Raw genomic sequence first — 26251 nt, 5'->3', positions numbered from 1 at the left:
CGCGTGCACTTGCGGGAGGCCGGGGTGGTGGTGAGAGAATGGACACACTGTTCAAGGCTTGTTTCACACTCTGAAGGTGTTGCTGCATGCCGTGCCGCATCGCCCGGCGCCGTTTCGGGCCAGGTGCAGCCCCCAGATTTAAGCTCGGCAACCATCGAAAGGCACGTCTGACCATGCCAGGAATGAACCTCACCCGCGAAGAAGCCCGCATCCGCGCGGAACTGCTCCACGTGCACTCCTACGACGTCGAGCTGGACCTCACCGGCTCCGACACCGTCTTCTCCTCGCGCACCACCGTGCGCTTTTCCGCCTCCGCGGGCTCCGCCACCTTCATCGACGCTGTCACCTCGGCCGTGCGTTCGGTGAACCTCAACGGCACCGCACTGGACCCCGCCGCGGTGTCCGACGGCGTGCGCATCGCCCTGGAGGACCTGGCGGAAGAAAACACCCTGGTCATCGACGCCGACGCGCTGTACATGAACACCGGCGAGGGACTGCACCGCTTCGTGGACCCGGTGGACAACGAGGTCTACCTCTACTCGCAGTTCGAGGTGCCCGATTCCCGCCGCATGTTCGCGGTCTTCGAGCAGCCGGACCTGAAGGCGACCTTCGCCTTCACGATCACCGCCCCGGAGCACTGGGACGTCATCTCCAACGCCCCCACCCCGGTTCCGGCGTCGGCCCACCAGGGCGCCAAGACCTGGGCCTTTGCCCCCACCGCCCGCATCTCCTCCTACATCACCGCGCTCGTCGCCGGTCCCTACAAGTCCGTGCGCTCGGAGTTGAGAAGCAGCGACGGACGGGTCATCCCGCTGGGCGTCTTCGCCCGCGCCTCGCTCATGGAGCACCTGGACGCGGAGAACATCTTCACCCTCACCCGCCAGGGATTCGAGTTCTTCGAGGAACAGTTCGGCACGCCCTACCCATTTGAGAAGTACGACCAACTCTTCGTGCCCGAGTTCAATGCCGGCGCCATGGAGAATGCCGGGGCCGTCACGTTCCTGGAGTCCTATGTCTTCCGCTCCCGCCCCACCGACGCAATGGTCGAGCGCCGCGCCATCACGATCCTGCACGAGCTTGCCCACATGTGGTTCGGGGACCTGGTCACCATGCGCTGGTGGAACGATTTGTGGCTCAACGAGTCCTTCGCCGAGTTCATGTCCACGCTCGCCGCAGTGCAGAACACCGAATTCACCTCCTCGTGGACCACCTTCAACATCCTGGAGAAGAACTGGGCCTACCGCCAGGACCAGCTGCCCTCCACGCACCCGATCAAGGCCGAGATCAACGACCTCGAGGACGTGCTGGTGAACTTCGACGGCATCACCTACGCCAAGGGTGCTTCCGTGCTGCGCCAGCTGGTCGCCTGGGTCGGCCAGGAGCAGTTCATGGCCGGGGTGCGCGAGTACTTCGCCAAGCACGCGTGGAAAAACACCGAGCTGCCGGACTTGATGCGCGAGCTGGAGGCCGCCTCCGGCCGCGACCTGGGGCAGTGGTCCCGGCTCTGGCTGGAAACCGCCGGGGTGAACACGCTGCGCGCGCACCTCGACACCGACGGCGCCGGAACCATCACCGCCTTCGACATCGTGCAAACCGCGGTCGATGAGCACCCGGTGTTCCGCCCGCACCGCCTGGCCGTGGGCTTCTACGACCTGGACGAATCCGGTGCGCTGGTGCGCGTGCACCGCGAGGAACTCGACGTCGCCGGCCCCTGCACCGCGGTGCCGGCGCTGGTGGGGCGCAAGCGCCCCGCGCTGGTGCTGGTCAACGACGACGACTTGGCCTACACGAAGATCCGCCTGGACCCGGTATCGCTGGCCACCGCGACCGAGCACCTGAAGGACTTCGCCGACTCGCTGCCGCGCACCCTGGTCTGGTCGGCGGCCTGGGATGCGGTGCGCGACGCCGAGACCGGCGCCCGCAGCTACATCGAGCTGGTGCTCAAGAACATCGGGCACGAATCCGACTCCACCGTGATCATGGTGCTGCTGCGCCAGCTGAACACGGCCCTGGACTTCTACGTGGCCCGCGAACACGCCCCTGCCGCCCGGTTGGCGGCCGCGGAGAAGCTCTGGGAGCTGGCCCGGGAGGCGGGTGCCGGATCGGATGCGCAGCTGCAGTTCACCGGCGCCTTCGCCAACCTGGCGCACACCGAGTCCCAGCTCGACGCCGTCGCCGCCCTGCTCTCGGGGGACGGAGTGCTCGAGGGGCTGGCGGTGGACGCGGACCTGCGCTGGGACCTGGTGGTCTCGCTGGCCGCCGGGGGCCGCGCCGACGTGCCGGCCATCGAGGCCGAGCTGGCGCGTGACGCCACCTCCACCGGGCAGCTGGCCGCCCAGACCGCGCGGGCCGCGATTCCCACGCCCGACGCCAAGCGGGCCGCCTGGGATGCGGTCATCGCCGGGAAGCTGTCCAACCTGGAACAGCGCGCGGCCATCGCGGGCTTCAACCGCGTGCACGACGCGTCGCTGATTTCCGCCTACGCGGACGAGTACTTCGACACCGCCCGGGCCGTGTGGGAGTCCAAGAGCTACGAGATCGCCCAGCAGATCGTCACCGGGTTCTACCCGGCGGCGCAGACCAGCCAGGCCACGCTGGCTTCAACCGATGCGTTCCTGGCCGAGTTGGGCGAGGATTCCCCGGCCTTGCACCGGCTGGTCATCGAGTCCCGCGAGTCGGTGGTCCGCGCCCTTGCCGCGCAGTCGGCCGACGCGCACGGATCCGGCGCCTAGCCGGCCCGCCCAACCGGTGGTGCCGGCGTGCGCCGGCACCACCGGTTGGGCGAGAATGGGAGCATGAACCTGGCACTGCACGAATATCGCGTTGACATCTCCTGGACCGGCAACCGCGGCGAAGGAACCTCCGGCTACCGCAGCTACGGACGCGACCACGTGATCCGCGCCGCCGGCCTGCCCGATCTTCCCGGCACCGCCGACCCGACGTTCCACGGGGACAAGGACCGCTGGAACCCCGAGCAGCTGCTGCTGGCCGCGCTGTCCCAGTGCCACATGCTCTCCTACCTGCACGTGGCGGTCCAGCACGGCCTGGTCGTCACCGGCTACACCGATGCCGCCTCCGGGGTGCTGCGGCTGAACCGCGACGGCAGCGGGGAATTCCTCGAGGCGAACCTCGCCCCGCGCGTGGCATTGCGCGACGAGTCGCAGCGGGCACTGGCCGATTCCCTGCACACGGCGGCCAATGCCGTGTGCTTCATCGCCCGCAGCGTGAACTTCCCGGTGCACCACGCCCCGGCGGCCCCGGGCGCCTGAACCGTGGACACCGGCACCCCGGCGGTTGACCTGCTGACCGCGATGCTGCTGCCGCTGGCCGATGCCGGCCGGGCAGCGAGCGCGCAGGCCTACATGAAAACCACGCAGCCGTTCCTGGGCGTTCCGGTCCCCGTGCTCCGGCGCACCACCCGCGAGCTGGTCCGCAGGCTCGGCGCCACCGGCGTGCCGGAGCGGCTGGAGCTGGCCACGGGAATCTGGTCGCAGGCCACGCACCGAGAGCACTGGTACGCCGCCCAGGAGATCTGCGCGGCGGCCGCCTGCCGCGGCCGCATGGAGTTCCTGCCGCTGTATGAGCGCATGATCGTTGAGGGCGCCTGGTGGGACATCGTCGATGGATGCTCCCGGCCCCTTGGGCAGCTGCTGCTCGCCCACCCGGAACCCCTCGCTGCAATGATGCGCCGCTGGAGCACGGATCCGAACATGTGGAAACGGCGCCAGTCGATGATCTGCCAGCTGCACCTGGGTGCGGACACCGACACCGCGCTGCTCGAGGAGGCGCTCTGCGCCAATCTGGGCGACGGGGAGTTCTTCATCCGCAAGGCCATGGGCTGGGCGCTGCGGCAATACGCCAAGACCGATCCCGAGTGGGTGCGTGCCTGGGTGGCGGCGCACCGGGAGCACATGAGCCCGCTGTCGTTACGCGAGGCGCTCAGGCACCTTGGCCAGGCGGTGTAGGCCCGTGGGCCCGGGGCCGTCATCTCACGCCCTGCGCGAAAGCTGCCCGTCCGCCGCGGGGCCCGCGGGATAATGGGAAAAAGGGTCCCGGGCCGCAGCCGGGAACTGAAAGGACACCGAACCGTGAACGAGAACCGCCCCGCCCCCGATCCCGCCCCCGAGCCGGCACTGCTGCCGGTGCCCACCCGCTTCGGCGAGGGCATCGGGCAATTGCGCCCCTTCGGGGAGGAACCGGGCCAATTGCGCCCGGTCGGTGCCTCGCTGAGCAACGCCCTGCCCGAGGGCAAGCTCTCCCCCAACGACGACCACGACCCGGCCGCCTACGAGGGCACGTTCTACGCGCAGGTCGGCGGGCGGGAGACCTTCGCCAAGCTGGCCGAGGCCTTCTACGACTCGGTCGGGCAGGACCTGGAATTCCGTGCCATGTACCCGGAGACGGACCTGCGCCCGGCCACCATGCGCCTGCAGTTGTTCCTGGAACAGTACTGGGGCGGACCCAAGACCTACTCCGAACGCCGCGGGCACCCCCGCCTGCGCATGCGCCACGTCCCGTACACGATCAATTCGCACAACCGCGATACCTGGCTCAAGCACATGCGCATCGCCGTGGACTCGCTGGAACTGCCGCCGCTGCAGGAGGCAACCCTCTGGGACTACTTCGACCGGGCCGCCCACTCGCTGATGAACGCGCCCGACCAGTAACCGCTCCGGGGAAAGAACCCCGCGGGATCCGGGCCGCTAGCCCAGGATGCCGCCTTGGCGTGCCACCACGTTCCCTCCGGTGCTGCCCAACCGCAGCCAGGCGCCGGAGGAAAACAGCGTGGAACCCTCCCCCTCGCGCAGGAACCCCAGCGCCCGGGCACCGAAGGCCATGGCCAGCGGCATCGCCGCCTCGACCCCTTCGACGGGCGAGGACCAGATCCTGGCACGCACGGTCTTGAGCACCGGGCGCCCGGCGTTTTCGGGCAGGGCCTGGGCCACCACGCCCATGCCGCGCACCGCCTCGGCGACCAGCATGTCGTCGGCCAGGGTGGCCACCGCGTCCCAGCCGCCGCGCGGGACATGCTGGCCCGCCCACGACGCGTTGACCTCTGCCGGGGGAACCGAAAGCTCTAGGGACGTGGTCCCCATCCGGGCCAGCCGCTCGGTCAGCGCGGAGATCGCATAGACGCCCTGCGCCTTTGCCGGGACCGAGAGCCGCACGGCGCGCATCCCCAGCACCGTGGGAACCGAATCGCCCAGGAGCTCCGGGTAGAGCACCGGGACATACAGGGCCAGGGCATTGCCGGCCGCCTGCATCATCACCGCACCGTCCTCGATCGAACGCGCGCGGGAAAGGAACGTGGCCAGGTCCGCAACGGTTTCCTGGTCCTCGAGTACTACGAATTCACTTGCCATGCCTTCATACTTCCATGTCCGGGGCGTGCCGGCCCATTGCAGCGGTCCTTCGGAGACACACAAGACACTGAGGCGCGGGGCGGCGTCGGGTGCGAATACGGCGAACGGCTCACCGGGGCGATAGTGTCTTACCAGATCCATTTTTCTCCCCTCCAAGGAGCAGACACGTGAGTACCCAAGACACCACGACCCCGAAGCTGATCGACCTGCTGGACCTCTCCGGCGATCCCGAGGCCCGCACCGACGAGGACATCTTCGTCGGCCACACCCCGCCCCAGGCCCGGAACCGCGTCTTTGGCGGCCAGGTGCTCGGCCAGGCGGTGATGGCCGCCTCCAAGACCATCGCGGAGGAGCGGCCGATCCATTCGATGCACGGCTACTTCCTGCGCGCCGGGGACGCGAGCCTGCCGATCACCTTCGGGGTGCAGCGGCTGCGCGACGGGCGCTCATTTTCCGCCCGGCGGGTCCACGCCTACCAGAACGGCGTGCCGATCCTCTCGATGATCGCGTCCTTCCAGGCACACGCCGAGGGCCTCGACCACCAGGACACCATGCCCGAGGGCGTCCCGGATCCCGAGTCTCTGCCCACCACCGCAGAGCTGATTGGCGACCTGGACCACCCGGTGGCCAAGGAATACGCCTTCGACAGGCCCTTCGACATCCGATACATCAGCGAGCCGCTCTTCCTCAAGGGCCCCGCGGACCGTCCGGCGACCAACGCGGTGTGGATGAAGACCAACTCCGCCATGCCCGATGACGACGCCATGCACCGTGCCGCGCTGGCGTATGCCAGCGACTACACGCTGCTGGAGCCGGTGCTGCGCCGCCACGGTCTGACCTGGATCACCCCCGGCATGTCCGTGGCCAGCCTCGACCACGCGATGTGGTGGCACCGTCCGTTCCGCGTCGATGAGTGGCTGCTCTACGTCCAGGAGTCCCCCAGCGCTTCCGGTGCCCGGGGGCTCGCGACCGGGCGGATCTTCAACCGAGCCGGAGAGCTGGTGGCCACCGTCGCCCAGGAAGGCATGATCCGCCTGCCCCGGGACGAAGACTAGTCCCTGGGGGCGGCCCCGCGCACTGCCGGCCAAGAACAACAAAGGCCCGGATCCCGTCGGAATTTCTTCCAGCGGAATCCGGGCCTTTGTCGTGGACCGAACCGAGGCGCCCGAAAGGCGCGCCGGCTGCTAGTCGCGGGTCAGGCGGCGGTGGGTGACGCGGTGCGGCTTGGCAGCCTCCGGGCCCATGCGTTCGACCTTGTTGGCCTCGTAGGAATCGAAGTTGCCCTCGAACCAGTACCAGTTCGACGGATCCTCATCGGTGCCCTCATAGGCCAGGATGTGGGTGGCAACCCGGTCGAGGAACCAACGGTCGTGCGATACCACCACGGCGCAACCCGGGAATTCGAGCAGCGCGTTTTCCAGCGACGAGAGGGTTTCGACGTCGAGGTCGTTGGTCGGCTCATCAAGGAGCAGCAGGTTGCCGCCCTGTTTGAGGGTCAGAGCCAGGTTCAGGCGGTTGCGCTCACCACCGGAGAGCACGCCTGCCTTCTTCTGCTGGTCCGGGCCCTTGAAGCCGAATGCCGAAACATAGGCGCGTGTGGGAACCTCGACCTGGCCGACGTACATGTAGTCGTTCCCCTCGGAAACAACTTCCCACAGCGACTTTTCCGGGTCGATGCCGCCACGGTTCTGGTCGACGTAGGAGATCTTGACCGAGTCGCCGATCTTCAGCTCGCCGCCGTCGATCGGCTCCATGCCGACGATGGTCTTGAACAAGGTGGACTTGCCCACGCCGTTCGGGCCGATGACGCCGACGATGCCGTTGCGCGGCAGGGTGAAGGACAGGTTGTCGATCAACACCCGATCGCCGTAGCCCTTCTTCAGGTCCTTGGCCTCGATGACCAGGGAGCCAAGTCGCGGCCCTGCCGGGATCTGGATTTCCTCGAAGTCCAGCTTGCGGGTGCGCTCCGCTTCGGACGCCATTTCCTCGTAGCGTGCCAAACGGGCCTTGGACTTGGTCTGGCGGCCCTTGGCGTTGGAACGAACCCATTCGAGTTCTTCGGTCAGGCGCTTGGCAAGCTTCTGGTCCTTCTTGCCCTGGACTTCGAGGCGTTCGCGCTTCTTGTCCAGGTACGTGGAGTAGTTTCCCTCGTATGGGATCAGGCGCCCGCGGTCGACCTCGGCAATCCACTGGGCCACGTGGTCCAGGAAGTACCTATCGTGGGTCACCGCAAGGACTGCACCGTGGTAGGCCTGCAGGTGCTGTTCGAGCCATGACACGGACTCGGCGTCCAAGTGGTTGGTGGGCTCATCAAGGAGCAGCAGGTCAGGCTTCTGCAAGAGAAGCTTGCACAACGCCACGCGGCGGCGCTCGCCACCGGAGAGATGTGAAACCGGGGAGTCGCCCGGTGGGCACTGCAGTGCATCCATGGCCTGTTCGAGCTGGGAGTCGATGTCCCACGCGTCGGCCGTGTCGATGGCTTCCTGCAGGTGTCCCATTTCCTCGAGCAGCACATCGAAATCCGCGCCGTCCTGGGCCATCTCTTCGGAGATCTCGTTGAATCGGGTGATCTTTTCATAGATTTCCCCGACGCCTTCCTGGACGTTGCCCAGAACGGTCTTTTCTTCGTTCAGCGGCGGTTCCTGCAACAGGATTCCAACGCTGTATCCCGGGCTGAGGCGTGCCTCGCCGTTGGAGGGTATGTCCAACCCCGCCATGATCTTCAGGATCGTGGACTTGCCGGCACCGTTCGGTCCAACCACGCCAATTTTTGCGCCTGGATAGAACGACATGCTGACATCGTCGAGAATGACTTTGTCGCCAACGGCCTTGCGAGCCTTGGTCATCGTGTAAATGAATTCCGCCATGCCCTCAAGGCTAGTGCCTTGGGCTGACTTCCTCACAATTTCCGCGGCCGGTTTCCCCCCAGCCGGCATGTTCCTGCACACATTGGGCGGCCACGGCATCCGATGCCGTGGCCGCCCACACATTCCCGGCCCGTTTGCCGCCCGGGGCCCTCAGGCCGCCTCGGTGTCGGTCTCGGGTTCGGCGTCCGGCCAGCCGGTCACCGGGAACCCGTCGTTGGACCCCTCGCGCCCGTGGACCGATTCGCCGGCACGGGTGCGCCGCGACCCATTGTCCTCGCCCCCGGCTCCCCGAACCCGTTCGAAGCGGCTGACCCCGAAACGGACGTCGTGGCCCAGCGCCATGGCCTCGATGTCCACGCTGAAGCCGCGCGCCCCGTCCTTCCGGTCGTACTCGCGGACCTGCATCTTGCCGTAGACCACCACGTGGTCGCCCATGTGGATGCTGGCCAGCAGGTTGGTGGCCATGGCCCTGAAGCAGGAGACGGTGTACCAGTTGCTGTGGACGTCTGCCCACTGCCCAGTATCGGGGTCCTGCCGCCGCTCGTTGCTGACCAGGCGGAATTTTGCGATGAGCGTGCCGCTGCCTTCACCGCTCTGGCGGGGTTCGGTTCCCACCACACCGCGCAACGTAATGTGGTCCGTCATGGTGCACTCCAATGCTCGGAAGTCGGCAGGCATTTCCCGCCTCGTCCACCCAGTGTGGCGCTGCGGGAGAAGTGAGATGCCCGCCCGGTTCCCGGTTGTGGAGAAGCCCTGGCGCCGAAAACTAGCCTGCCGCCGGTGGGTGTGTGGGGAACTGGCCGGCCCGGTTCCCGCTTGCGGGCGCCTCGTGGAACTGCTTGGTGGCGAGCAGCACGATGGCCAGCAACAGCGGGACGATCCACCCGGACCAGCCAAGGATCGTCGCGTTGACGGTGTTGATCGGGGCGCCGGCCGCGGCGAAGACCAAGGAGAAGCCTGCCGCGGCATTGAATGTGCCATGCGCCAGCGCGGCGGGCCACACCGAAGCGGAACGAAGGCGCAGCCACCCGAAGGCCGCTCCCACGAGGATGCACATGCCGATCATCATGAGCATCCCCAGCCAACCGGGTGCCAAGGGGTAGTTGTAGCCCAGCAGGACCAGTGGAGCATGCCAGGCACCCCAGATGATGCCCGACACGACAATCGCCTTCACCGGGCCGTAGGGCATGAGCTTGGGCAACAGCCAGCCGCGCCAACCGAGTTCTTCACCCAGGGCCGGAAGCAGGTTGATGAGCGCACCGATCAGCACATTGACGAACTGCAGTGCCACCAGCGTTTCGATAGGCAGGGGCAATTCGCCCTCGCCGGCTGTGGCCAGCATCGCCTTGAAGGCGGAGAAACCGGTGAAATCCGCGCGGTAGACCCCCAGCGCATCCCCGACGGGAAGTGCCACCAGGATCAGTGCCACCGGGACGATGAAAGCCAAGGCCAAGAACCTCAGCAGCCGGCCCGCGGGTTTCAATGGCCACAGCCCCAGCGAGCGAAGCTTGGCAGCGGGACGTTCGACGATGAAGACCATGGCGAGGGCCGCGACCGCGGGCGTGAACATCATTGCCAGGGCAACCACCCCGAACCTGGTGTCGAGCAATCCGTCGCCCTGCCACAGCGGCCATGCCACCAGCCACGCCAGCCCGCAGGAGATGGCCGTGAAGTACAGGATTGCTCGCAGGTTGCGGTCCACGTCCGATGACGCCTTCCTTCGTGGGCGGATTGGGCTCCGATGGCCCGATGACCCGTACGGGCACCCTTCAACCCTGCCATGCCAACCCGGACCCCGGCGTCATTCCTTGTGCGGATCTTCCCGGTGGCCCGGCAGCGACCTCCCCGCTTCGGGCCGCACCCCTGTCAGGTCTGAAGGCTATTGCGAAACTGACCCGGCTGCGTGAAGCTGAGGAAACCACGGCAAGCGCTTGCGACAGTGGGCAACGGCGATCAAGGATGGAACCATGGAAACCCGAGAACTGGCAACGGACGCGGGAGCGCGATCATGAATTCGGTTCGGGTTGTGCTGCGTGGCGGCCCTTTTGACGGCCGCGAGATGACGGTTTCGGATTGGCCGGACGACCTGATGGTTGAATCGATGCCGGAGGACTTGCATCTCGAAGCCAGGGTTCGCGCGCGATATCTGGCCAAGGCTACGGACGCTGTGGCCGAGGGGCCTCGCGAAATGGTGTGGGACGGCGCCCACCGGGTCGGTGGGATCCACCACGCCTGACAAATCCACATCCCCGAGCAGGGCACTGCTGCCATGGCGCATGGGCGTCGACGCCCGAACGGCATCGAACGTGGTGGCGTTAGATTCGTTGCGCCGCTGCCGTGGCAAAGACCATTGATCTGGCTGCCGCGCAAGCTGCCGGTCCAAGGGCGTCGTGCATGAGCGCTGCCCGCCCTTTCCGCCAAAACAGTGGATTTCAGGCACGAAAAAAGCGGCATCCGCTAGGAAAAACCTAGTGGGTGTCGCTTTTTTCGAGTGCCCCCGGCGCGATTCGAACGCGCGACCGACAGATTAGAAGGCTGTTGCTCTATCCACTGAGCTACGGAGGCGAGTGCACAAGAATCATAGCCCAAACCAGTAGTGGTCTCACATTTCACCCGGGGCGATACCGGGCAACCGGGGCGCGTTGGGCGATGAAAAACAATTACTCCGGACGTATGATGAAAGTATCAACCAGCGCATGTTTGAAGCGGTCGACACCCACCGCCAAGATCCACCGCTTTAGTGTCGAAAGGCTGCCGTTGCCCAGCAAATCCGAAGCACCCGTCGAAGCGGGGCGAAGGCCGAAGACCACGGCGTGGCGCAACTCCATCTTTGGCATCTTCTTCTTGTGCGGCTTCGCGTTTGCCACGTGGGTTGCCCGGCTTCCGGCCGTTCGGGTGCAGCTCGAGCTTTCCACCTCCGATGTCGGCATCCTGCTTTTCTCCCTGGCCATAGGCTCCATCGGAGGCTTGGCGTTCGCCCCCGGCATCCTGGCCAGGCTCGGCGTCCGTCGCGGAACCACGCTCGGCCTGCTCAGCATGGGCGCCTCGCTGGCGATCCTGGGCGGCATGACCGAGGTGCTCGGGAGCACCGTGGGCGCAATGGCGATCCTGGTCTTCTACGGTTTTGTCTTCAGCGCGACCGACGTCATGATGAATGTCGACGGCGCCGCGGTCGAACGTTCCCTGGGCAAGACCGTCCTGCCGATGATGCACGCCTTTTTTAGTTTCGGGACCATCATCGGCGCAGTCCTGGGTGCGGGAGCCTCCCGCCTGGACATCGACGTGATGTGGAACTTCGCGGTCGCCGGTGTCCTGGTCATGGGCCTTGGCCTCTACTTCGTCCGCAATGTCTCGGGCATTGAACCGCCGCCGGACCAGGGCTCCGCCACAGGTCCTTCCGCCGCCGCCTGGTGGCAACGCCTCAGGGCACTGTTCCGCGACGGACACCTGATGCTGATCGGCCTGATGGTCGCCGGGTTGGCCTTTGCCGAGGGCACGGCCAACGACTGGCTCACCATTGCCTCGGTGGACGACCACGGATTCACCGAAGCCACCGGAGCCCTGGTCTTCGGCGCATTCGTCGCGGCCATGACTGCGGGACGAATTTTCGGCGGCCCGCTCATTGACCGGCTCGGGCACAAGCGGGTCCTGGTGTCCATGGGGATCCTTGGCCTGGCCGGCATCGTCCTGTTCATCCTGGCCCCGGCCCCCTGGGCGGTCTTCACCGGGGCTTTGCTGTGGGGCCTGGGCGGATCACTCGGGTTCCCCGTGGGAATGAGCGTTGCGGCGGCGCACCCCACCGACGGGCCCCGACGTGTGGGCATCGTGGCCGTGTTCGGCTATTCCTCGATGCTGATCGGGCCGCCGGTCTTGGGGTTCCTTGGCGAACATTTCGGGGTGCTCAGGGCGTTCATCCTGGTCGCCGTCGTTCTGCTGCTGACGCTGTTGATCACACCGAAGGCCACGAACGTTCCGGGACCGCATCCGGCCCTGGAACGGATCGACTAGTGTCCGAAGCGCATGGGGTCCAAGCGTTCTCCCGCCGCGCCGTCCAATTCGTCGATGGCCAGTACCTCCTCTGCTGAGAGATTGAACGAAAAGACGTTGAGGTTCTCGGCCATCCGGTCCGGGTTTGTCGTCTTGGGAATGGGAACGGCTCCGCGTTCGATCTGCCAGCGAAGCACCGCCTGGGCCGGGGTGACCCTGTGGGCAGCGGCAACGGCCAGCACCGGCGCGGCTTCCAACAGGTCGTTTTCCCCGCGGCCCAGCGGCGCCCATGCTTCGGTGACTATCCCGTGCCCGGCATGGAATGCCAGCCGGTCGTCGTCGAGCCAAAACGGGGAGTGCTGGATCTGGTTGACGTCCGGGACCACGCCGGTGGCGTCGATCAGTTCCTGCAACTGCGGAACCGTGAAGTTCGAGGTGCCGATGGCCCGCACGCGCCCGCGCTTGAGCAGTTTCACCAGGCCCTCCCAGGCCTGCACGTAGTTGCCTTCGTTCGGGTTCGGCCAGTGGATCAGGAACATGTCGAGGTATTCCAGCCCCAGGCGCTTGCAGCTGTTCTCCCAGGCGTCCATGACTCCCTGTACCGAATGCCATTGCACATTGAACTTTGAGGTGATGAACAGTTCCTCGCGCGGAACCGACGTCGAGCCGAGGCCTTCCCCGATTCCTTCCTCATTGCCATAGTTCTCCGCGGTGTCGATGAGCCGGTATCCGGCCTCCAATGCGTGGGCCACTGCTGCTCCGGCCTGGATGTCATCCAGCGGCCACGTTCCAAGGCCAATGGATGGCATGAAGGCGCCATTGTTGAGTTCACGTAACGGGACCGATGCGTAGTTGTCTGACATTTGGCCATGCTATGGCACAGGAGGGATTACCGATAGGGGCCGGCGGGGCGCCGGTGCCTAGATCGGCAGCCGGCCGCCGGACTTGAGGTTCTTCATGACGATGGTGCTGGTCAGCTTTTCGACACCGGGCAGAACCACGAGCACGTCGTCGTAAAAGCGCTGGTAGGCGGGAAGGTCCGCTGCCATCACCCGCAGCAAGAAGTCCGGTTCGCCAAAGAGCCGCTGGGCATCGATGATCTGCCCGATCCTGCCGACTTCCTGCTCGAAGTCCTTCATGGTCGAGCGGTCCCTGAGTGTCACAAACACCAGGGCCTCGAATCCGAGGCCGACCTTCACCGGGTCCACGTCGACCCGGTAGCCACGAATGACGCCGCTGTTTTCCAGTTCGCGCAGCCTCCGGTGGCAGGGGGCAACGGTGAGTCCGACATCCTCCGCCAGTGCGGTGGCGGTCATGCGCCCGTCATCCTGCAATCGGCGCAGGATCGCTCGGTCTATTCCGTCCATGTGGCAGCCCCCATTCCTGTTATTTCGGCAAGTCAAAAGTGGCACGCAATATTCTTGCGCTTCAACAAGTATATCAATCACATTCTCGCCCTAATATGCAAGGAAGCGTGAGAACACGCAAGCACATTTCCCCGTTTTCTTCCTAAACTTGCCGGTACATCCACAGCGGGAAAGAGATCGATCATGGACATGCAAACCATTCTTGGCTTCCTCGGAGTGTCATTTGCCCTGGCCATGACACCCGGCGCCGACTGGGCCTACGCGATTTCCGCTGGCCTCGGCCGCCACAAGGTCTCTTCTGCCGTGGCGGGGCTATGCAGCGGTTACCTCTTCCACACCATCTTGATAGTCGCCGGGATGGCGGCACTGGTTGCCAGCAATCCGCGACTGCTGTCCTGGATCACGCTGGCCGGTGCCACCTACCTGCTCTGGCTAGGCGTCAGCACGGCAAGGTCGTGGCGCGGGGCCGGATTCAAGGCAGAGGCCGGCATGCCCCGGAAGACAGAGGGCGCCGCCGTGGCCGAATCGGCCCGGGCCGGTTCAAACGGCGGGTCGGACACCCTGGTTCGCACGGCCGTCGAAACCACAGCATCCCGGTCGGCCCGTGAGCGCTTCTTCGGGCCGGCATTCTTCCGCGGCCTGGGAACCAGCGGATCCAACCCCAAGGCGTTGCTGCTCTACCTGGCCCTGATCCCCCAGTTCATCCATGCGGAGGCCGCCTTCTCGGTTCCGGCGCAGACCGCCTTGCTGGGGCTGAGCCACATGGTGCTCTCGATCTTCGTCTACACGGGCGTGGCCCTGGGTGCCCGGGCATTGCTGCGCCAGCGTCCGACCGCTGCCCGCTTCATCACCCTGTTCAGCGGGTTGGTCATGATCGTCCTGGGGCTGCTGCTGGTTGCCGAACAAGCACCGATGCTGCTCTCTTCCATCCAGATGCTGATGGCCCTCTTCGTCAGCTGACACACCCGGCGGCGCACGCAGGATCGATCGATTGGTGAAACCCGGTTAGGGTTCAAGGGAAGACTGCAACCGACGAACGGCAATACGCATGCGAAAGTTACTGTCCATCCTGGCCCTGGGTGCCTTGCTGCTGGTCGGCGGTGCCCCGGCGGCACTTGCCGCACAGGCAACGGATATCGTCATCGAAGACACCGCCGGAACACTGGATCTGAACACGCTGGTCCCGGCCATCAAGAAGATCTCGTTCAATGAGCCGACCAAGGTCGCCATCTACACGCGGGACGGCGAGTACCACGACAACCTCAATGAGGAAGTGCTGCGCTTCGCACGCCAGAAGCACCCTGAATGGTTGAGCGCGGATGGGCAAAAGTGGGCAGATTCGTTGTTCGTCTTTGCGCTGGATCCCACCGGCAGGCAGGTGGGCACGTATTTCGGTGAAGACCGGAAGGTCTCCCCCGTCCAGCGCGATGACATCCAAAGCGCCACCAGGGACCTCTACCGGGAGGCCCAGTGGACCGACGGGACCATCGCCGGCGTCGAGCGTGCCGCGCAATTGATGAACCGCCCCTGGTACAAATCCCCCAAGCTCTATGCCTGGAGCGCCGGCATCCTGGCGGTCGGCGGCATCAGCGTCGGCAGTGCCCTGTACGTGCGCAGAACCTACCGGAACCGCTCCCTGAAGGCCCTTGAAATCGGCAACGCCAGCTACTCGAACGTCAGCTTGGACCTCGAAGCGACCGAGTTGAACGCCAAGACGATCAACGACGGCTCGCGCTACGGCAGCCTGGTGCTGGAAAAATACCGCGGATTCATGGTCGCCTACAACGAACTCGCCGCGCAAGGCAACCAGGCCAACGACATGGACCCGAAGTCGCACACACGCAAGGAAACCGCGTTGTTCATGGAGAAGTACGCGGCCAAGGCCACCGACCTGGATCGCCTGGACGACGTGATCGCCGATACGAACATGCTCTTGAACATGGGCTCGGGCTGGGCCGCTGCGTGGGAACGCCAGCTCGCCCCGTTGCGTGAGGACCTGGCCGAGATCGATTCGCTGGTCATCGGCAAGCATGCCGCACCCGAGGCGCCGTCCGCCACGAGCTTGAGCCGCTTCAAGGCCATGACGACCGCCGAAATCGAAAAGTGGGGTTCCGCCCTGCAATCCAGGCAAATCAGCCCCGAGGAAGCACTGGACAAGATCGCCGAAGTCCGCGAGCAGCTCACCGGAATGCTCAAGGAGTACTCCGAGGCGGTGATCGCGAAGTTTGCGAAGGACCAGGAAGAAGAGAAGCTGATGCGTGCGGCCATGCGCACCCCCGAGGCCCGCGGCTCCAGCTATTCCTCGAACCACAGCATCCTGGGCACCGTGTACCCGGCCAACAGGTTCTGGTCGGTCGTGGGGTTCAGCGCCGGCTACCACTCCGGGATTTCCCGCGTGCAGGAAAGCCGCAGCGCCAGCTCGTCCTCGGGCGGCAGCACCGGATACGGTTCCAGCGGCGGCAGTTTCTCCGGTTCCGGTTCCTCGTCGCGTTTCTGATCCGCCACGTCTCCGATGCGCCGCGCGGTCCGGCTGAGGCAAGGGAAAAGGGCGGGTATCGATTCGGTTCAATGACCGATCCGATACCCGCCCCATCGTGTTTTTCGGGTTTTGTTACTTGCCCGGGACGACCAGCGTCGCGGCACCCTTGCGGGCCGCCTCGAAACGCGCCGAGACATCGGCCCAGTTCACGATGTTCCAGAACGCCTTCACGTAGTCGGCCTTCACATTCACGTAATCCAGATAGAACGCATGCTCCCACATGTCCAACATCAACAACGGGGTCGTCGCCACCGGCACATTGCCCTGCTGGTCGTAAAGCTGCTCGATGACCAGCTGCGAACCCAGGCCCTCAAAGCCCAGCAACGCCCAACCCGAACCCTGCAGGCTCATCGCCGCGGCCGTGAAGTGCGCACGGAACGCGTCAAACGAACCGAACGCGTCGTCGATCGCCGCAGCCAGCTCCCCCTCGGGCTTGTCCCCGCCCTCCGGCGAAAGGTTGTTCCAGAAGATCGAGTGGTTCGTGTGCCCGCCCAGGTGGAACGCCAGGTCCTTGGACAGCTTCGGGATGTTCCCGAACTCGCCCTTCGCCCGCGCCTCGGCCAACTGCTCCAGGGCGGTGTTCGCCCCGGCCACATAGGCCGCATGGTGCTTGGAGTGGTGCAGCTCCATGATCCGCGCCGAGATGTTCGGCTCCAGGGCCGCGTAATCGTACTGCAGCTCGGGCAAGGTATAAATAGCCAAAATGACTCCTCATTCTCGTGTTTCAGGGGGATCCGGTGCCCGGTTTTCCGGGGGCCGGTCAAGCGGTGAGGCGTGAGTGCTCACCGATGCTGTGGTAGCCGCGCCGGTGGTAGACCAGCGGCGTCGCCATGGAGTGACCGCCCATGACCTCGAGGACCGAGGCCACGACCACGGTTGCGGGGCCGGCGGGAACCCGCGATTCGATCTCACAGCGCATGGCCACACCGAGGCCGTGGATCAGCGGCTCGCCGGTGGAAAGGTATTCCCACCCCGCCAACTTCGCGAAACGGTCCTCCCCGGACCCGGCGAACAAGGCAGCGACATCGGCGTTGCGGTCGGTGAGAAGGTGCACCACGATGGTGCCTGAGTCCAGGATGGCCTCGGCGGCACCGGAGCGGCGGGCGATGTTGAAGGCCAGGTAGGCGGGATCTGCCGAAACGGAGATCAGCGAAGACGCGGTGATGCCGACCGGTCCGCGGGATCCGGTCGCAGTCACGACGGCAACGCCGGCGGGATGGTTGCCGAAGGCGAGGCGAAACTGCTCCGCGACTGTGGCGGCCGGAAATTGGGTCTGCACGGCGGGTGGGGGTTCCTCTCATCTTGGGCCCCGCGGCGGTGCCGCGGGCTGCCCTCTACTCCCCACGGTAGAACCTCAACCTTGGTTGAGGTCAAATTTCATGTCCTCCCGGAACAACAGGGCCCCGCCGCGATCGTCGGCCAGCTTGTCGTTCGGGTTCACGAATCCGCATTCCGCCAGCGACAGGCAGCCGCAGCCGATGCAACCGCCCAGCCCGTCGCGCAACGACTGCAGCTGGTGGATCCGCTCCTGCAGGTCCTCGCGCCAGGCCGCGGAGACCGCCTGCCAGTCCTCCTTGCGCGGGGTCGCATCGGCCGGCAGCCCGGCAAAGAGTTCGGCGATGGAGCGCAGCGGGATGCCCGCGCGCTGGGCTGCGCGGATCACGGCCACGCGCCGCAGCACGCCGCGGTCGAACCTGCGCTGGTTCCCGGTGGTGCGCCAGGAGGAGATCAGCCCCTCCCGCTCGTAGTAGTGCAGGGCCGAGACCGCGACGCCGGAGCGGGCCGCCACCTGGCCCACGCTGAGGTCCTGCGCCGTGTTATCACCCGTGTCCATGTTTCCATTCTGCCTTCTTCGCGTCCTTGGCATGTCACGGAGCCCGGGATGGCATGATCATTTACAGGCGGCAGTCAATGAAAGGGCGCGTGCTCCATGAAACCCACCTTCCGGTCGGGGTTTGTCGTAACCTTGGGAGTTCTTGCCGCGCTCGGGGTGGGTGCTGCACTGATTTCCCTGACATACGTCCTGACGCTGGTTTTTGTGGCGTTGTTTGTGGCCTTGGGCCTGGACCCGGTGGTCAGGAAGCTTGAGAAAATGGGCCTGAGCCGCGTCAAGGCGCTGCTGTGCGTGGTCGCCGTCTTGTTGGTCCTTGCCGCCCTGGTGCTGGCCCTGGTGATCCCCCTGTTGGTCACCGAGGGCCGGAAGCTGCTGGTCGCGTTGCCCTCGAGCCTGGAAGGCGTCGAATCCCAGGTATGGTTCATCGAGCTCAACGGAACCCTCGGCGGGGCGCTGGCTCCCGGTGTCGACTGGCTGCAGCGCACCGTGGCCGACCCGGCGGTGTGGCTTGCGGTGGGCAACGGCGCCCTGAAGGCCGGCTTCGGGGTCGCCAACGGCGTCTTCGGGGTGCTCTTCGTGACCATGCTGACGATGTACTTCGTCATCGGCCTCGAGGCGCTCAAGAACGGCCTTTACGACCTGGTACCGGCATCCCGGCGCGAACGGGTGCGGGAGCTGGGTGAGGAGATTGCGGCGTCCGTCGGAAGCTACCTGAGCGGGATGGCGATCCTGGCAGCCATCAACGCGACGTTCACCTTCGTGCTGCTGACAGTGTTGAAGGTGCCCTTTGCCGCGGTGCTCGGCGTGCTGGCCCTGCCGATCACGATGATCCCGCTGGTGGGCTCGGTCATCAGCACCGCGATCGTCACGGTGGTCACGCTTTTCCACTCCCCGGGCACCGCACTCGTGGTGCTGGTCGTGATGCTCGCCTACATGCAGGTCGAGGCCTACGTGCTGACCCCGCGCGTGGTGGGCAAGGCCATCCGCATCCCCGCTTCCATGGTGCTGATCGGCGCGATGGCCGGCGGGACCTTGGCGGGGCTGCTGGGCGCGCTTGTCGCCTGCCCGACCTCCGCCGCGATCCTGTTGATCCTCAAGAAGGTCGTCGTCCCGGCCCAGGCCGAACGATGATCCGCCGGGAAGTGCGCGCATGAGCGAGCTTGACATCTGGGCATTGGCCCTGGGAACCGGGCACGTTGCGCTGGGCCTGTTGGCGACGATCCTGGTCTCGCGCAACCGCAAGCCCGCCGAGGCCATCGCCTGGGTCATGGCGATCGTGTTCGTCCCCTTTGTGGGTGCTGCCGCATTCCTGCTCATCGGCTTCGGCCGCCTGCCGGCACACCGCCGGGCCAAGCAACGCGAAGTCAACGAGCTGATCCTCGAGCGCACGCGCGGCCCCTGGCTGACCAGCCACGAACCGGACTGGCCCGCATGGCTGGCCCCGGCCACGAAGCTGAACAAGGCCCTCGGCGCGCTGCCGATGGTGGGCGGGAACGAGATCACGCTCAACGACGACTATGCCGGAACGATCGCGCAGATGGCGCTGGCCATCGATGCGGCCCGGCACCGGGTGCACGTGCAGTTCTACATCGGGGTGCATGACGAGGCAACGGAGCCCTTCTTCGAGGCCCTGGCCCGGGCACGCGGGCGCGGGGTCGAGGTCCGGGTGCTGCTGGACCACTTGGCCTCGCTGATGTACCCGCGGCGGAGGGAAACAGCCGCGTTCCTGGAATCCATCGGCGCACAGGTCCACCACATGTTGCCGCTGCGTCCCTGGCGCGGACAGTGGCAGCGCCCGGACCTGCGCAACCACCGCAAGCTGTTGGCCATCGATTCCTCCATTGGCTTCACCGGTTCGATGAACCTGATCGAGCCGCGTTACCACAAGGCCAAGAACATCCGGCGCGGCCTGTCCTGGCACGAGCTGATGATGCGCATCGAGGGCCCGGCGGTACGCGAGCTCGAGGCGGTGTTCATCACCGACTGGTACTCCGAGACCGGGCAGCTGCTGGAGCTGGACACCACCGCCATCGAGTTGGAGGGTGCCACCGAGCTCATCGACGCGCAGGTGCTGCCCAGCGGGCCGAGCTTCGAGAACGACAACAGCCTCAAGCTCTTCACCATGATGATCCACCAGGCCACCAGGCGGGTCTCCATCACCAGCCCCTATTTCGTGCCGGACGAGTCGATCCTGCTGGCGATCCTCACCACCGCCGCGCGCGGGGTTCCGGTGGAGTTGTTCGTCTCGGAGGTCGGAGACCAGGCGATGGTCTACCACGCGCAGCGCTCCTACTACGAGGCGCTGCTGCGGGCGGGGGTGCGGATCTACCTCTACCGCGCACCCAAGGTGCTGCACGCCAAGCACTTCTCCATCGACGACGAGGTCGCTGTCATCGGGTCCTCGAACATGGACATGCGATCGTTCTCGTTGAACATGGAGATATCGGTGCTGCTGCACGGCCCCGAGCTGCTGGTGGACCTGCTTCGGGTGGAGGACCGGTACCGCGAAAACTCGCGGGAACTTCAGCTCGGGCCCTGGCTTGCCCGGCCGTTGCGCGAGCGCGCGCTGGACAACCTGGCGCGGCTGACCTCGATGCTGCAGTGACCTCTTGTGACGGGCCCCTCGGCCGGCGACCAGGTCCGTTGTGAACGGCGAAGAAGACTTTTGAACGGTGTTCAAGTATTGTCTTGAGTGGCGCCTCCGCGTCACCAGCCCACTTCACCGCCACCCTCGCGAACCGACAGGAACACCCCCGACATGAGCACCGCCAGCCCGCGCCTCGAGGCGCAGACCCCCGCCCCGATCGGCGCCCGCGACCTCGCCCTGGTTTCCGTCTTCGCCGCGCTCATCGCGGTGCTCACCCTGGTTCCGGCCGTGCCGGTGGGCGCCCTGGGCGTCCCGATCACCCTGCAGACCATGGGCGTGGCGCTCACCGCCATGATCCTGGGTTCGAAGCGCGGCGGATCGGCCGTGGGCCTCTATCTGGTGGTGGGCCTGGCCGGGGTGCCGATCTTCGCCAAGTTCTCCGGCGGCCTGGGCTCGCTGGCGGCCCCGAGCGCCGGCTACCTGCTCTCCTTCCCGGTCGCTGCCCTGGTGACCGGTGCGCTGGCCACGCTCGTGCTGCGCAAGGTCGCCCGCAAGCGCCGCTTCGCCTGGCTGTTCCTGTCCGGGCTGGCCGGATCGATCCTGGTCGTGCACCCGCTGGGCATCCTGGGCATGAGCCTGAACGCACAGATCCCGCTGGGCCAGGCCTTCATCCTGGACATGGCCTACTGGCCGGGGGACGTGGTGAAGAACCTGCTGGCCGCGGCCATCGCCGTCAGCGTCTTCAAGGCCTTCCCGGGCTTCGCCCGGCGCCGCTTCCAGGCCTAGCTCCACCGGCCACAGCCGGATTCGATCCACACCGCCAGCAGGGAATACCGTTAAGCGTGATCCGATTCAACAATGCCGGGCTGATCCTGCCCGCCGACGACCCCTCACAACAGGGGCGCACCGTCCTTGAACCGTGCACCCTGGAACTCGCCGAGCGGCGCATCGCCGTCATCGGCGCCAACGGGTCGGGAAAATCCACGCTGCTGCGCATGCTCAACGGGTTGGTGTCCCCCTCGACCGGTTCCGTCGCCGTCCACGGCTTCGACACCGTGCGCCAGGCCAAGTCCGTGCGCCAGCGCGTGGGCTTCCTGTTCACCGACCCGCTCTCGCAGCTGGTGATGCCCATCGTCTCCGAGGACGTCGAGCTTTCGCTCAAGGCCAGCCATAAGGACCGCAGCGCCAGGGCCGCCGCCGCCCTTCATGCACTGGCTGCGCTGGGCCTGGAGCACCTGGCCCAGCGCAGCATCTACGACCTCTCCGGGGGCGAGCGGCAACTGGTGGCCCTGTGCAGCGTGCTGGCCGCCGGACAGGACATCCTGGTGGCCGACGAACCGACCACCCTGCTCGATCTGGCCAACAACGAACTGCTCCAGGCGACGCTGGGCTCCCTGGACCAGCAGGTCATCTACGCGACCCACGACCTGGACTTCGCGGCGGCCGCCGACCGCGCGCTGGTGGTCGCCGGAGGGAAGATCGCCTTCGACGGCCCGGCCCAGGAGGCCGTGGCCGCCTACCGCTGGCTGGTCCGGCACGGAAGCCTGGCTTCGTGAGCGCCTCGCACCAGCTGCTGCTGGGCCACTACCTGCCCGGACGCAGCATCGTGCACCGCGCACCGCTGGCCGCCAAGTACCTGGTGGTGCTCGCGATGGGGACCGCGGTTCTGCTCTGGCGCATCCCCGCCGTGGGCCTGGGCACCCTGGCGCTGGGCGTGGGCCTCTTCGCCCTGGCCGGACCCCGGGTGCTGCGCGCCTGGGCCGCCCCGCTGCGTCAATTGTGGTGGATCTTCGCGATCCTGGGCATCCACCAGTCGATCATCAATTCCCCGCTCTTCGCCCTGACCCTGGTGTCCGGCATGCTCGCGGTGATCCAGTGCGGGCGCCTGGTGCTGCTGACCACCACCCAGGCGGCCCTGCTCGACGGGTTGGAGCGCGCGGCCTCCCCGGTGCGGCTGCTCGGCGGGAACCCCGCCACCATCGCCCTGGCCGTGGCCCTGATGCTGCGCAGCATCCCGGCGATCGCCACCTCGGTGCAGGACCTCTCGGACGCCGCCAAGGCCCGCGGCATCGGGCGCAACCCCGCGACCCTGGCCGCACCGGTGGTCATCAACACCGTGGCCTATGCCCAGCGCACCGCCGACGCGCTCGCGGCCCGCGGGATCATGGAGCGCAATTAACACGGCCGCGGCGGCGTGCGACACGTCGCCAAAAAACCGCCGGCGCACGTATTGTATGAACCATGAGCTTCAACGACGACGCGAAACTTGACTCCGGACGCATCAGGGACTCGCGCGGCCGCGGCCGCGGAGGGAAGATCGCCGCCGGAGGCGGCGGGATCATCGTGGTGCTGATCGCAGCAATCCTCGGCATCAACCCGGACATGCTCGCGCAGCTTGGCATCGGCGCCGGCCCGGACACCGAACAGGGAACCACGCAGAACGGTCCCGCGGCCATCGAGGGCTGCAAGACCGGGGCCGATGCCAACGCCCGCACCGACTGCCGGATCCTGGCCACCACCCAGTCGCTGGACAGCTTCTGGCTCGACTACCTCCCGCAATACAACGTGGCGGTGGAACGGCCAGGGGTGCAGCTCTTTGACGGGCAGGTGCAAACAGCCTGCGGCACGGCAAGCAGCGCCGTGGGACCGTTCTACTGCCCCGGGGACCGCGTCGCCTACTTCGACACCGGGTTCTTCGCCGAACTGAGCACCAACTACGGTGCCGACGGCGGGCCGCTGGCCGAGGAGTACGTGGTGGCCCACGAGTACGGGCACCATATCCAGAACACCATCGGCACCCTGGCCGCCTCCCAGCAGGGCGGCACCGGGGCCACCTCCGGATCGGTGCGCGTGGAGGTGCAGGCCGACTGCTTCGCCGGGATGTGGGCGGCACACGCTGCCACCACGAAGGACGCCGAGGGCAACACCTTCATGCAGCCGATCCGCAAGGCCGACCTGCAGTCCGCACTCTCGGCCGCCTCGGCGGTGGGTGACGACCGCATCCAGAAAGCCGCCTCCGGGCGCGTGAACCCCCAGGTCTGGACCCACGGTTCCTCGGCCCAGCGCCAGGCCTGGTTCCTGCAGGGCTACGCCACCGGGGACATCAACCGGTGCGACACCCTTTCGGCGGGCAACCTGGACAAGCCCGGCGCGTAGGCACCCCGCGGGGCCGGGCCCAAAAGCAAGCGAGGTGCGTTTCCCGAAAAAAGGGGAAACGCACCTCGCTTGGTGTTCGTCCGTGCGGACTAGATGTTGAAGCCCAGGGCCCGCATCTGGTCGCGTCCGTCGTCGGTGATCCGCTCGGGACCCCATGGCGGCATCCAGACCCAGTTCAGGCGGTAGGAATCAACGACCGATTCCAGTGCCTGTCCGACCTGTTCCTCGATGACATCGGTCAACGGGCAGGCAGCGGTGGTCAGGGTCATGTCGATGAGCAGTGCGCCGTCATCGGCGTACTTCAGCCCGTAGAGCAGGCCCAAATCGACGATGTTGACACCGAGCTCGGGGTCGATCACGTCCTTGAGCGCCTCTTCGACGTCCTCCAGTGCGGTCTCGGCGGACCCGCTGGTCGTCTCGTTGGATACGCTCATGGCTAGGCCGGAACGTTCAGGAAGCGGTCGTAGCCCTCTTCCTCGAGGCGGTCCGCCAGCTCTGCGCCACCCTGCTCGGCGATCTTGCCGTCAACGAAGACGTGCACGAAGTCGGGCTTGATGTAGCGCAGGATGCGGGTGTAGTGCGTGATGAGCAGCGTGCCCATCTCGTTCTGCTCCTGGGCGCGGTTGACGCCCTCGGAGACGACCTTCAGGGCGTCGACGTCCAAGCCGGAGTCGGTTTCGTCCAGGATGGCGAACTTCGGCTTGAAGAGCTCGAGCTGGAGGATCTCCACGCGCTTCTTCTCGCCGCCCGAGAAGCCCTCGTTGACGTTGCGCGAGGCGAACTCGGCATCGATCTTCAGTGCTTCCATGGCCGTCTTGACGTCCTTGGTCCAGGTCCGCAACTTCGGGGCAACCCCGTCGATGGCGGTCTTGGCGGTGCGCAGGAAGTTGGTCATCGAAACGCCCGGAACCTCCACCGGGTACTGCATGGCCAGGAACATGCCGGCGCGTGCACGCTCGTCAACGCTCATCTCCAGGACGTCGGCACCATCGAGGGTGATCGAGCCGGAGGTGACGGTGTAGCGCGGGTGCCCGGCGATGGTCGAGGCCAGCGTCGACTTGCCCGAGCCGTTGGGGCCCATGATGGCGTGCGTTTCGCCGGTCTTGATGACCAGGGAAACGCCCTTGAGGATTTCCTTGTTGCCCTGCTCGGTCTCGATGGAGACGTGCAGGTCCTTGATTTCCAGAGTAGACATGCCTTGAGTCCGTTCTCTTTCCGTGAAGTCGATGTGAATCGACGAAGTTTTTGGTGTTGTTGGGGGAAAAGCCTGGACTAGTTGTCCGTGGCGGCGAGCTCGCGCTCGATCGTCTCGGCCAGGCGTTCCTCGATCTCGGGAACCCGGATCTGCTGCACGATTTCGTTCAGGAAGCCACGCACCACCAGGCGGCGTGCGGTCTTCTCGTCGATGCCGCGGCTCATCAGGTAGAAGAGGTGCTCGTCGTCGAAGCGTCCGGTGGTCGAGGCGTGTCCGGCACCGTCAATCAGGCCGGTCTCGATTTCCAGGTTCGGCACCGAGTCGGCGCGTGCGCCTTCGGTGAGCACCAGGTTGCGGTTTGCCTCGTAGGAGTTGGTCCCCTTGGCTTCCTTGCGGATCAGCACGTCGCCGACCCACACGGTGTGCGCGTCCTTGCCCTGCAGGGCACCCTTGTACAACACGTTGGACTTGCAGTTCTCGGTCGCGTGGTCCACGAACAGGCGGTGTTCCAGGTGCTGTCCGGCATCCGCGAAGTAGAGTCCGAAGAGCTCCACCTCTCCGCCTTCGCCCTCAAAGTGCGCCGACGGGGTCATGCGCACCAGGTTGCCGCCGTAGGTGACTGCGACGTGCTTCAGGTGCGCGTCCTTGCCGACCTTGGCCAGGTGGGAGGATGCGTGGATGGCGTCCTCGGCCCAGGCCTGCAGCGAGATCACGGTCAGCTTGGCGCCTTGGCGAACATCGAATTCGATGTTCTGGGCCAGCACCGCGGACCCGACGTGGTCAATGACCACCACGGACTCGGAGTTGGCTTCGGCGATGACCACCATGTGGCTGGCCGCGGCCTCGAGCGAGGTGCCGGTGTAGGTCAAGGTGACCTGTTCGCCGGTGGAGTTCGCCGGGATCGTGACGACCTTGGCCTCGGCTGCGTGCTTCCAGGCGTTGGCCGAGATGCGGTCCTCCGGGACACCGGCCGAACCGACGCGTGCGTCGGTCATGGCAACGGTTTCCAGCGTGGAGACGTTGGCGCCTTCGACGGTCAACGCGGGGGCAACCCCGGTCAGCTCGTTCTTGTGCAGGCCGCCCATGCGCTTGAGCGGGGTGAAGCGGAAGTCCTCTTCACGACCGGTCAGCACCGGGAAGTCCTCGAGCTTGTAGCTGGTCTTGCGACCGGCACGCGAGGAATCCGGGATTCCTGCTCCGCCGCCGTGGCTGTGCGCCTTGGAGGCGTCGCCGCCGATCGGGGATGCTGCTGCGTTCAACGGCGAAAGGTTTTCGCCCTCTTCGGTGAACCCGGCGATGCTCGGGGCACCGATGCGGGCCTTTTCGCCCGTTAAGTGAGTTGCGGTATCAGTCATG

The 26251-nt window shown here is 66.2% G+C and carries 27 protein-coding genes and 1 tRNA gene; 15 read left to right on the top strand and 13 right to left on the bottom strand.

What is annotated here, in order from left to right:
- The first annotated feature begins 173 nt into the window (after positions 1-173).
- The 4 genes from pepN (at position 174) to DQ353_RS02120 (ending at position 4667) form a co-directional block, all read left to right on the top strand.
- On the top strand, positions 174-2732 hold the full coding sequence (pepN, locus tag DQ353_RS02135; protein WP_113761127.1) for an aminopeptidase N: 2559 nt from the start codon (positions 174-176) through the stop codon (positions 2730-2732).
- Between the two features lie 63 nt (positions 2733-2795).
- Entirely contained in the window at positions 2796-3269 is a 474-nt protein-coding gene (locus DQ353_RS02130) for an OsmC family protein (protein WP_113761126.1), read from the top strand.
- Positions 3270-3272: 3 nt separating this feature from the next.
- Complete coding sequence (locus DQ353_RS02125; RefSeq protein WP_286166552.1) at positions 3273-3965, top strand: DNA alkylation repair protein; 693 nt, start codon at positions 3273-3275, stop codon at positions 3963-3965.
- 123 nt (positions 3966-4088) lie between these two features.
- Positions 4089-4667 carry a globin gene (locus DQ353_RS02120; protein ID WP_502696362.1) on the top strand — a complete coding sequence of 193 codons (579 nt, stop codon included), beginning with the start codon at positions 4089-4091 and terminating at the stop codon, positions 4665-4667.
- Between the two features lie 36 nt (positions 4668-4703).
- Here DQ353_RS02120 and DQ353_RS02115 read toward each other — a convergent pair whose 3' ends face one another.
- Entirely contained in the window at positions 4704-5363 is a 660-nt protein-coding gene (locus tag DQ353_RS02115; RefSeq protein WP_113761124.1) for a DUF8185 domain-containing protein, read from the bottom strand.
- 167 nt (positions 5364-5530) lie between these two features.
- On the opposite strand from DQ353_RS02115, the gene DQ353_RS02110 reads away from it, so the two are divergent.
- Positions 5531-6418, top strand: coding sequence for an acyl-CoA thioesterase (locus DQ353_RS02110; protein WP_113761123.1), 888 nt, complete (start codon positions 5531-5533; stop codon positions 6416-6418).
- 129 nt (positions 6419-6547) lie between these two features.
- Here the strand turns inward: DQ353_RS02110 and ettA are convergent, their stop codons facing one another.
- From ettA to DQ353_RS02095, 3 genes are all read right to left on the bottom strand, one after another.
- Entirely contained in the window at positions 6548-8230 is a 1683-nt protein-coding gene (ettA, locus tag DQ353_RS02105; protein WP_113761122.1) for an energy-dependent translational throttle protein EttA, read from the bottom strand.
- 150 nt (positions 8231-8380) lie between these two features.
- Positions 8381-8875 (bottom strand): single-stranded DNA-binding protein, encoded by a 495-nt coding sequence (locus tag DQ353_RS02100; protein ID WP_181578200.1) that lies wholly within the window; start codon positions 8873-8875, stop codon positions 8381-8383.
- A gap of 121 nt (positions 8876-8996) precedes the next feature.
- Positions 8997-9932, bottom strand: coding sequence for a CPBP family intramembrane glutamic endopeptidase (locus DQ353_RS02095; protein WP_113761120.1), 936 nt, complete (start codon positions 9930-9932; stop codon positions 8997-8999).
- Positions 9933-10238: 306 nt separating this feature from the next.
- On the opposite strand from DQ353_RS02095, the gene DQ353_RS02090 reads away from it, so the two are divergent.
- Positions 10239-10466, top strand: coding sequence for a hypothetical protein (locus tag DQ353_RS02090; protein ID WP_146755176.1), 228 nt, complete (start codon positions 10239-10241; stop codon positions 10464-10466).
- Positions 10467-10722: 256 nt separating this feature from the next.
- On the opposite strand, the gene DQ353_RS02085 is transcribed toward DQ353_RS02090, so the two are convergent.
- Positions 10723-10795, bottom strand: a tRNA-Arg gene (locus tag DQ353_RS02085).
- A 192-nt stretch (positions 10796-10987) separates the two neighbouring features.
- Between DQ353_RS02085 and DQ353_RS02080 the strand changes: the two genes are divergently transcribed.
- Complete coding sequence (locus tag DQ353_RS02080) at positions 10988-12238, top strand: MFS transporter (protein ID WP_181578199.1); 1251 nt, start codon at positions 10988-10990, stop codon at positions 12236-12238.
- Here DQ353_RS02080 and DQ353_RS02075 read toward each other — a convergent pair.
- On the bottom strand, positions 12235-13080 hold the full coding sequence (locus DQ353_RS02075; RefSeq protein ID WP_113761117.1) for an aldo/keto reductase: 846 nt from the start codon (positions 13078-13080) through the stop codon (positions 12235-12237). The two genes, DQ353_RS02080 and DQ353_RS02075, sit on opposite strands and share 4 nt — an antisense overlap.
- Positions 13081-13137: 57 nt before the next feature.
- Entirely contained in the window at positions 13138-13584 is a 447-nt protein-coding gene (locus tag DQ353_RS02070) for an Lrp/AsnC family transcriptional regulator (protein ID WP_113761116.1), read from the bottom strand.
- Positions 13585-13767: 183 nt separating this feature from the next.
- On the opposite strand from DQ353_RS02070, the gene DQ353_RS02065 reads away from it, so the two are divergent.
- Both DQ353_RS02065 and DQ353_RS02060 read left to right on the top strand, forming a co-directional pair.
- The gene (locus DQ353_RS02065; protein WP_113761115.1) at positions 13768-14544 is read left to right on the top strand and encodes a LysE family translocator; all 777 of its coding nucleotides are present in this window, start codon (positions 13768-13770) and stop codon (positions 14542-14544) included.
- Between the two features lie 88 nt (positions 14545-14632).
- The gene (locus DQ353_RS02060; RefSeq protein ID WP_113761114.1) at positions 14633-16081 is read left to right on the top strand and encodes a DUF5129 domain-containing protein; all 1449 of its coding nucleotides are present in this window, start codon (positions 14633-14635) and stop codon (positions 16079-16081) included.
- A gap of 114 nt (positions 16082-16195) precedes the next feature.
- Here DQ353_RS02060 and DQ353_RS02055 read toward each other — a convergent pair whose 3' ends face one another.
- From DQ353_RS02055 to soxR, 3 genes are all read right to left on the bottom strand, one after another.
- Positions 16196-16825 (bottom strand): superoxide dismutase, encoded by a 630-nt coding sequence (locus DQ353_RS02055; RefSeq protein WP_113761089.1) that lies wholly within the window; start codon positions 16823-16825, stop codon positions 16196-16198.
- Between the two features lie 58 nt (positions 16826-16883).
- A complete protein-coding gene (locus tag DQ353_RS02050; protein WP_113761113.1) occupies positions 16884-17402 on the bottom strand; it encodes a flavin reductase family protein in 519 nt (172 codons plus the stop codon).
- Positions 17403-17477: 75 nt separating this feature from the next.
- On the bottom strand, positions 17478-17957 hold the full coding sequence (gene soxR / locus DQ353_RS02045) for a redox-sensitive transcriptional activator SoxR (RefSeq protein ID WP_113761112.1): 480 nt from the start codon (positions 17955-17957) through the stop codon (positions 17478-17480).
- 96 nt (positions 17958-18053) lie between these two features.
- On the opposite strand from soxR, the gene DQ353_RS02040 reads away from it, so the two are divergent.
- The 6 genes from DQ353_RS02040 to ypfJ all read left to right on the top strand — a co-directional run bounded on the left by DQ353_RS02040 (position 18054) and on the right by ypfJ (position 23700).
- The gene (locus DQ353_RS02040) at positions 18054-19088 is read left to right on the top strand and encodes an AI-2E family transporter (RefSeq protein WP_113761111.1); all 1035 of its coding nucleotides are present in this window, start codon (positions 18054-18056) and stop codon (positions 19086-19088) included.
- Positions 19089-19107: 19 nt separating this feature from the next.
- Positions 19108-20562, top strand: coding sequence for a cardiolipin synthase (gene cls / locus DQ353_RS02035; RefSeq protein WP_113761110.1), 1455 nt, complete (start codon positions 19108-19110; stop codon positions 20560-20562).
- A 153-nt stretch (positions 20563-20715) separates the two neighbouring features.
- A complete protein-coding gene (locus tag DQ353_RS02030; protein ID WP_113761109.1) occupies positions 20716-21330 on the top strand; it encodes a biotin transporter BioY in 615 nt (204 codons plus the stop codon).
- Positions 21331-21386: 56 nt separating this feature from the next.
- A complete protein-coding gene (locus DQ353_RS02025) occupies positions 21387-22100 on the top strand; it encodes an energy-coupling factor ABC transporter ATP-binding protein (RefSeq protein WP_113761108.1) in 714 nt (237 codons plus the stop codon).
- Positions 22097-22723, top strand: a complete 627-nt coding sequence (locus DQ353_RS02020; protein ID WP_113761107.1) for an energy-coupling factor transporter transmembrane component T family protein — start codon at positions 22097-22099, stop codon at positions 22721-22723. Before DQ353_RS02025 ends, DQ353_RS02020 begins: the two co-directional genes overlap by 4 nt.
- A 62-nt stretch (positions 22724-22785) precedes the next feature.
- The gene (gene ypfJ, locus DQ353_RS02015) at positions 22786-23700 is read left to right on the top strand and encodes a KPN_02809 family neutral zinc metallopeptidase (protein WP_113761106.1); all 915 of its coding nucleotides are present in this window, start codon (positions 22786-22788) and stop codon (positions 23698-23700) included.
- Positions 23701-23789: 89 nt separating this feature from the next.
- On the opposite strand, the gene DQ353_RS02010 is transcribed toward ypfJ, so the two are convergent.
- From DQ353_RS02010 to sufD, 3 genes are all read right to left on the bottom strand, one after another.
- Entirely contained in the window at positions 23790-24134 is a 345-nt protein-coding gene (locus DQ353_RS02010) for a metal-sulfur cluster assembly factor (RefSeq protein WP_071216770.1), read from the bottom strand.
- 2 nt (positions 24135-24136) lie between these two features.
- Positions 24137-24895 (bottom strand): Fe-S cluster assembly ATPase SufC, encoded by a 759-nt coding sequence (sufC, locus tag DQ353_RS02005; RefSeq protein ID WP_071216769.1) that lies wholly within the window; start codon positions 24893-24895, stop codon positions 24137-24139.
- Positions 24896-24972: 77 nt separating this feature from the next.
- The gene (gene sufD, locus DQ353_RS02000) at positions 24973-26250 is read right to left on the bottom strand and encodes a Fe-S cluster assembly protein SufD (protein WP_113761105.1); all 1278 of its coding nucleotides are present in this window, start codon (positions 26248-26250) and stop codon (positions 24973-24975) included.
- Between the last annotated feature and the right edge of the window lies 1 nt (position 26251).

It is taken from the genome of Arthrobacter sp. AQ5-05 (assembly GCF_003287975.1).
Lineage (GTDB): Bacteria > Actinomycetota > Actinomycetes > Actinomycetales > Micrococcaceae > Paeniglutamicibacter.
Note: the sequence above shows the minus strand (reverse complement) of the source record. Positions and strands in the feature narration are given on the sequence as shown.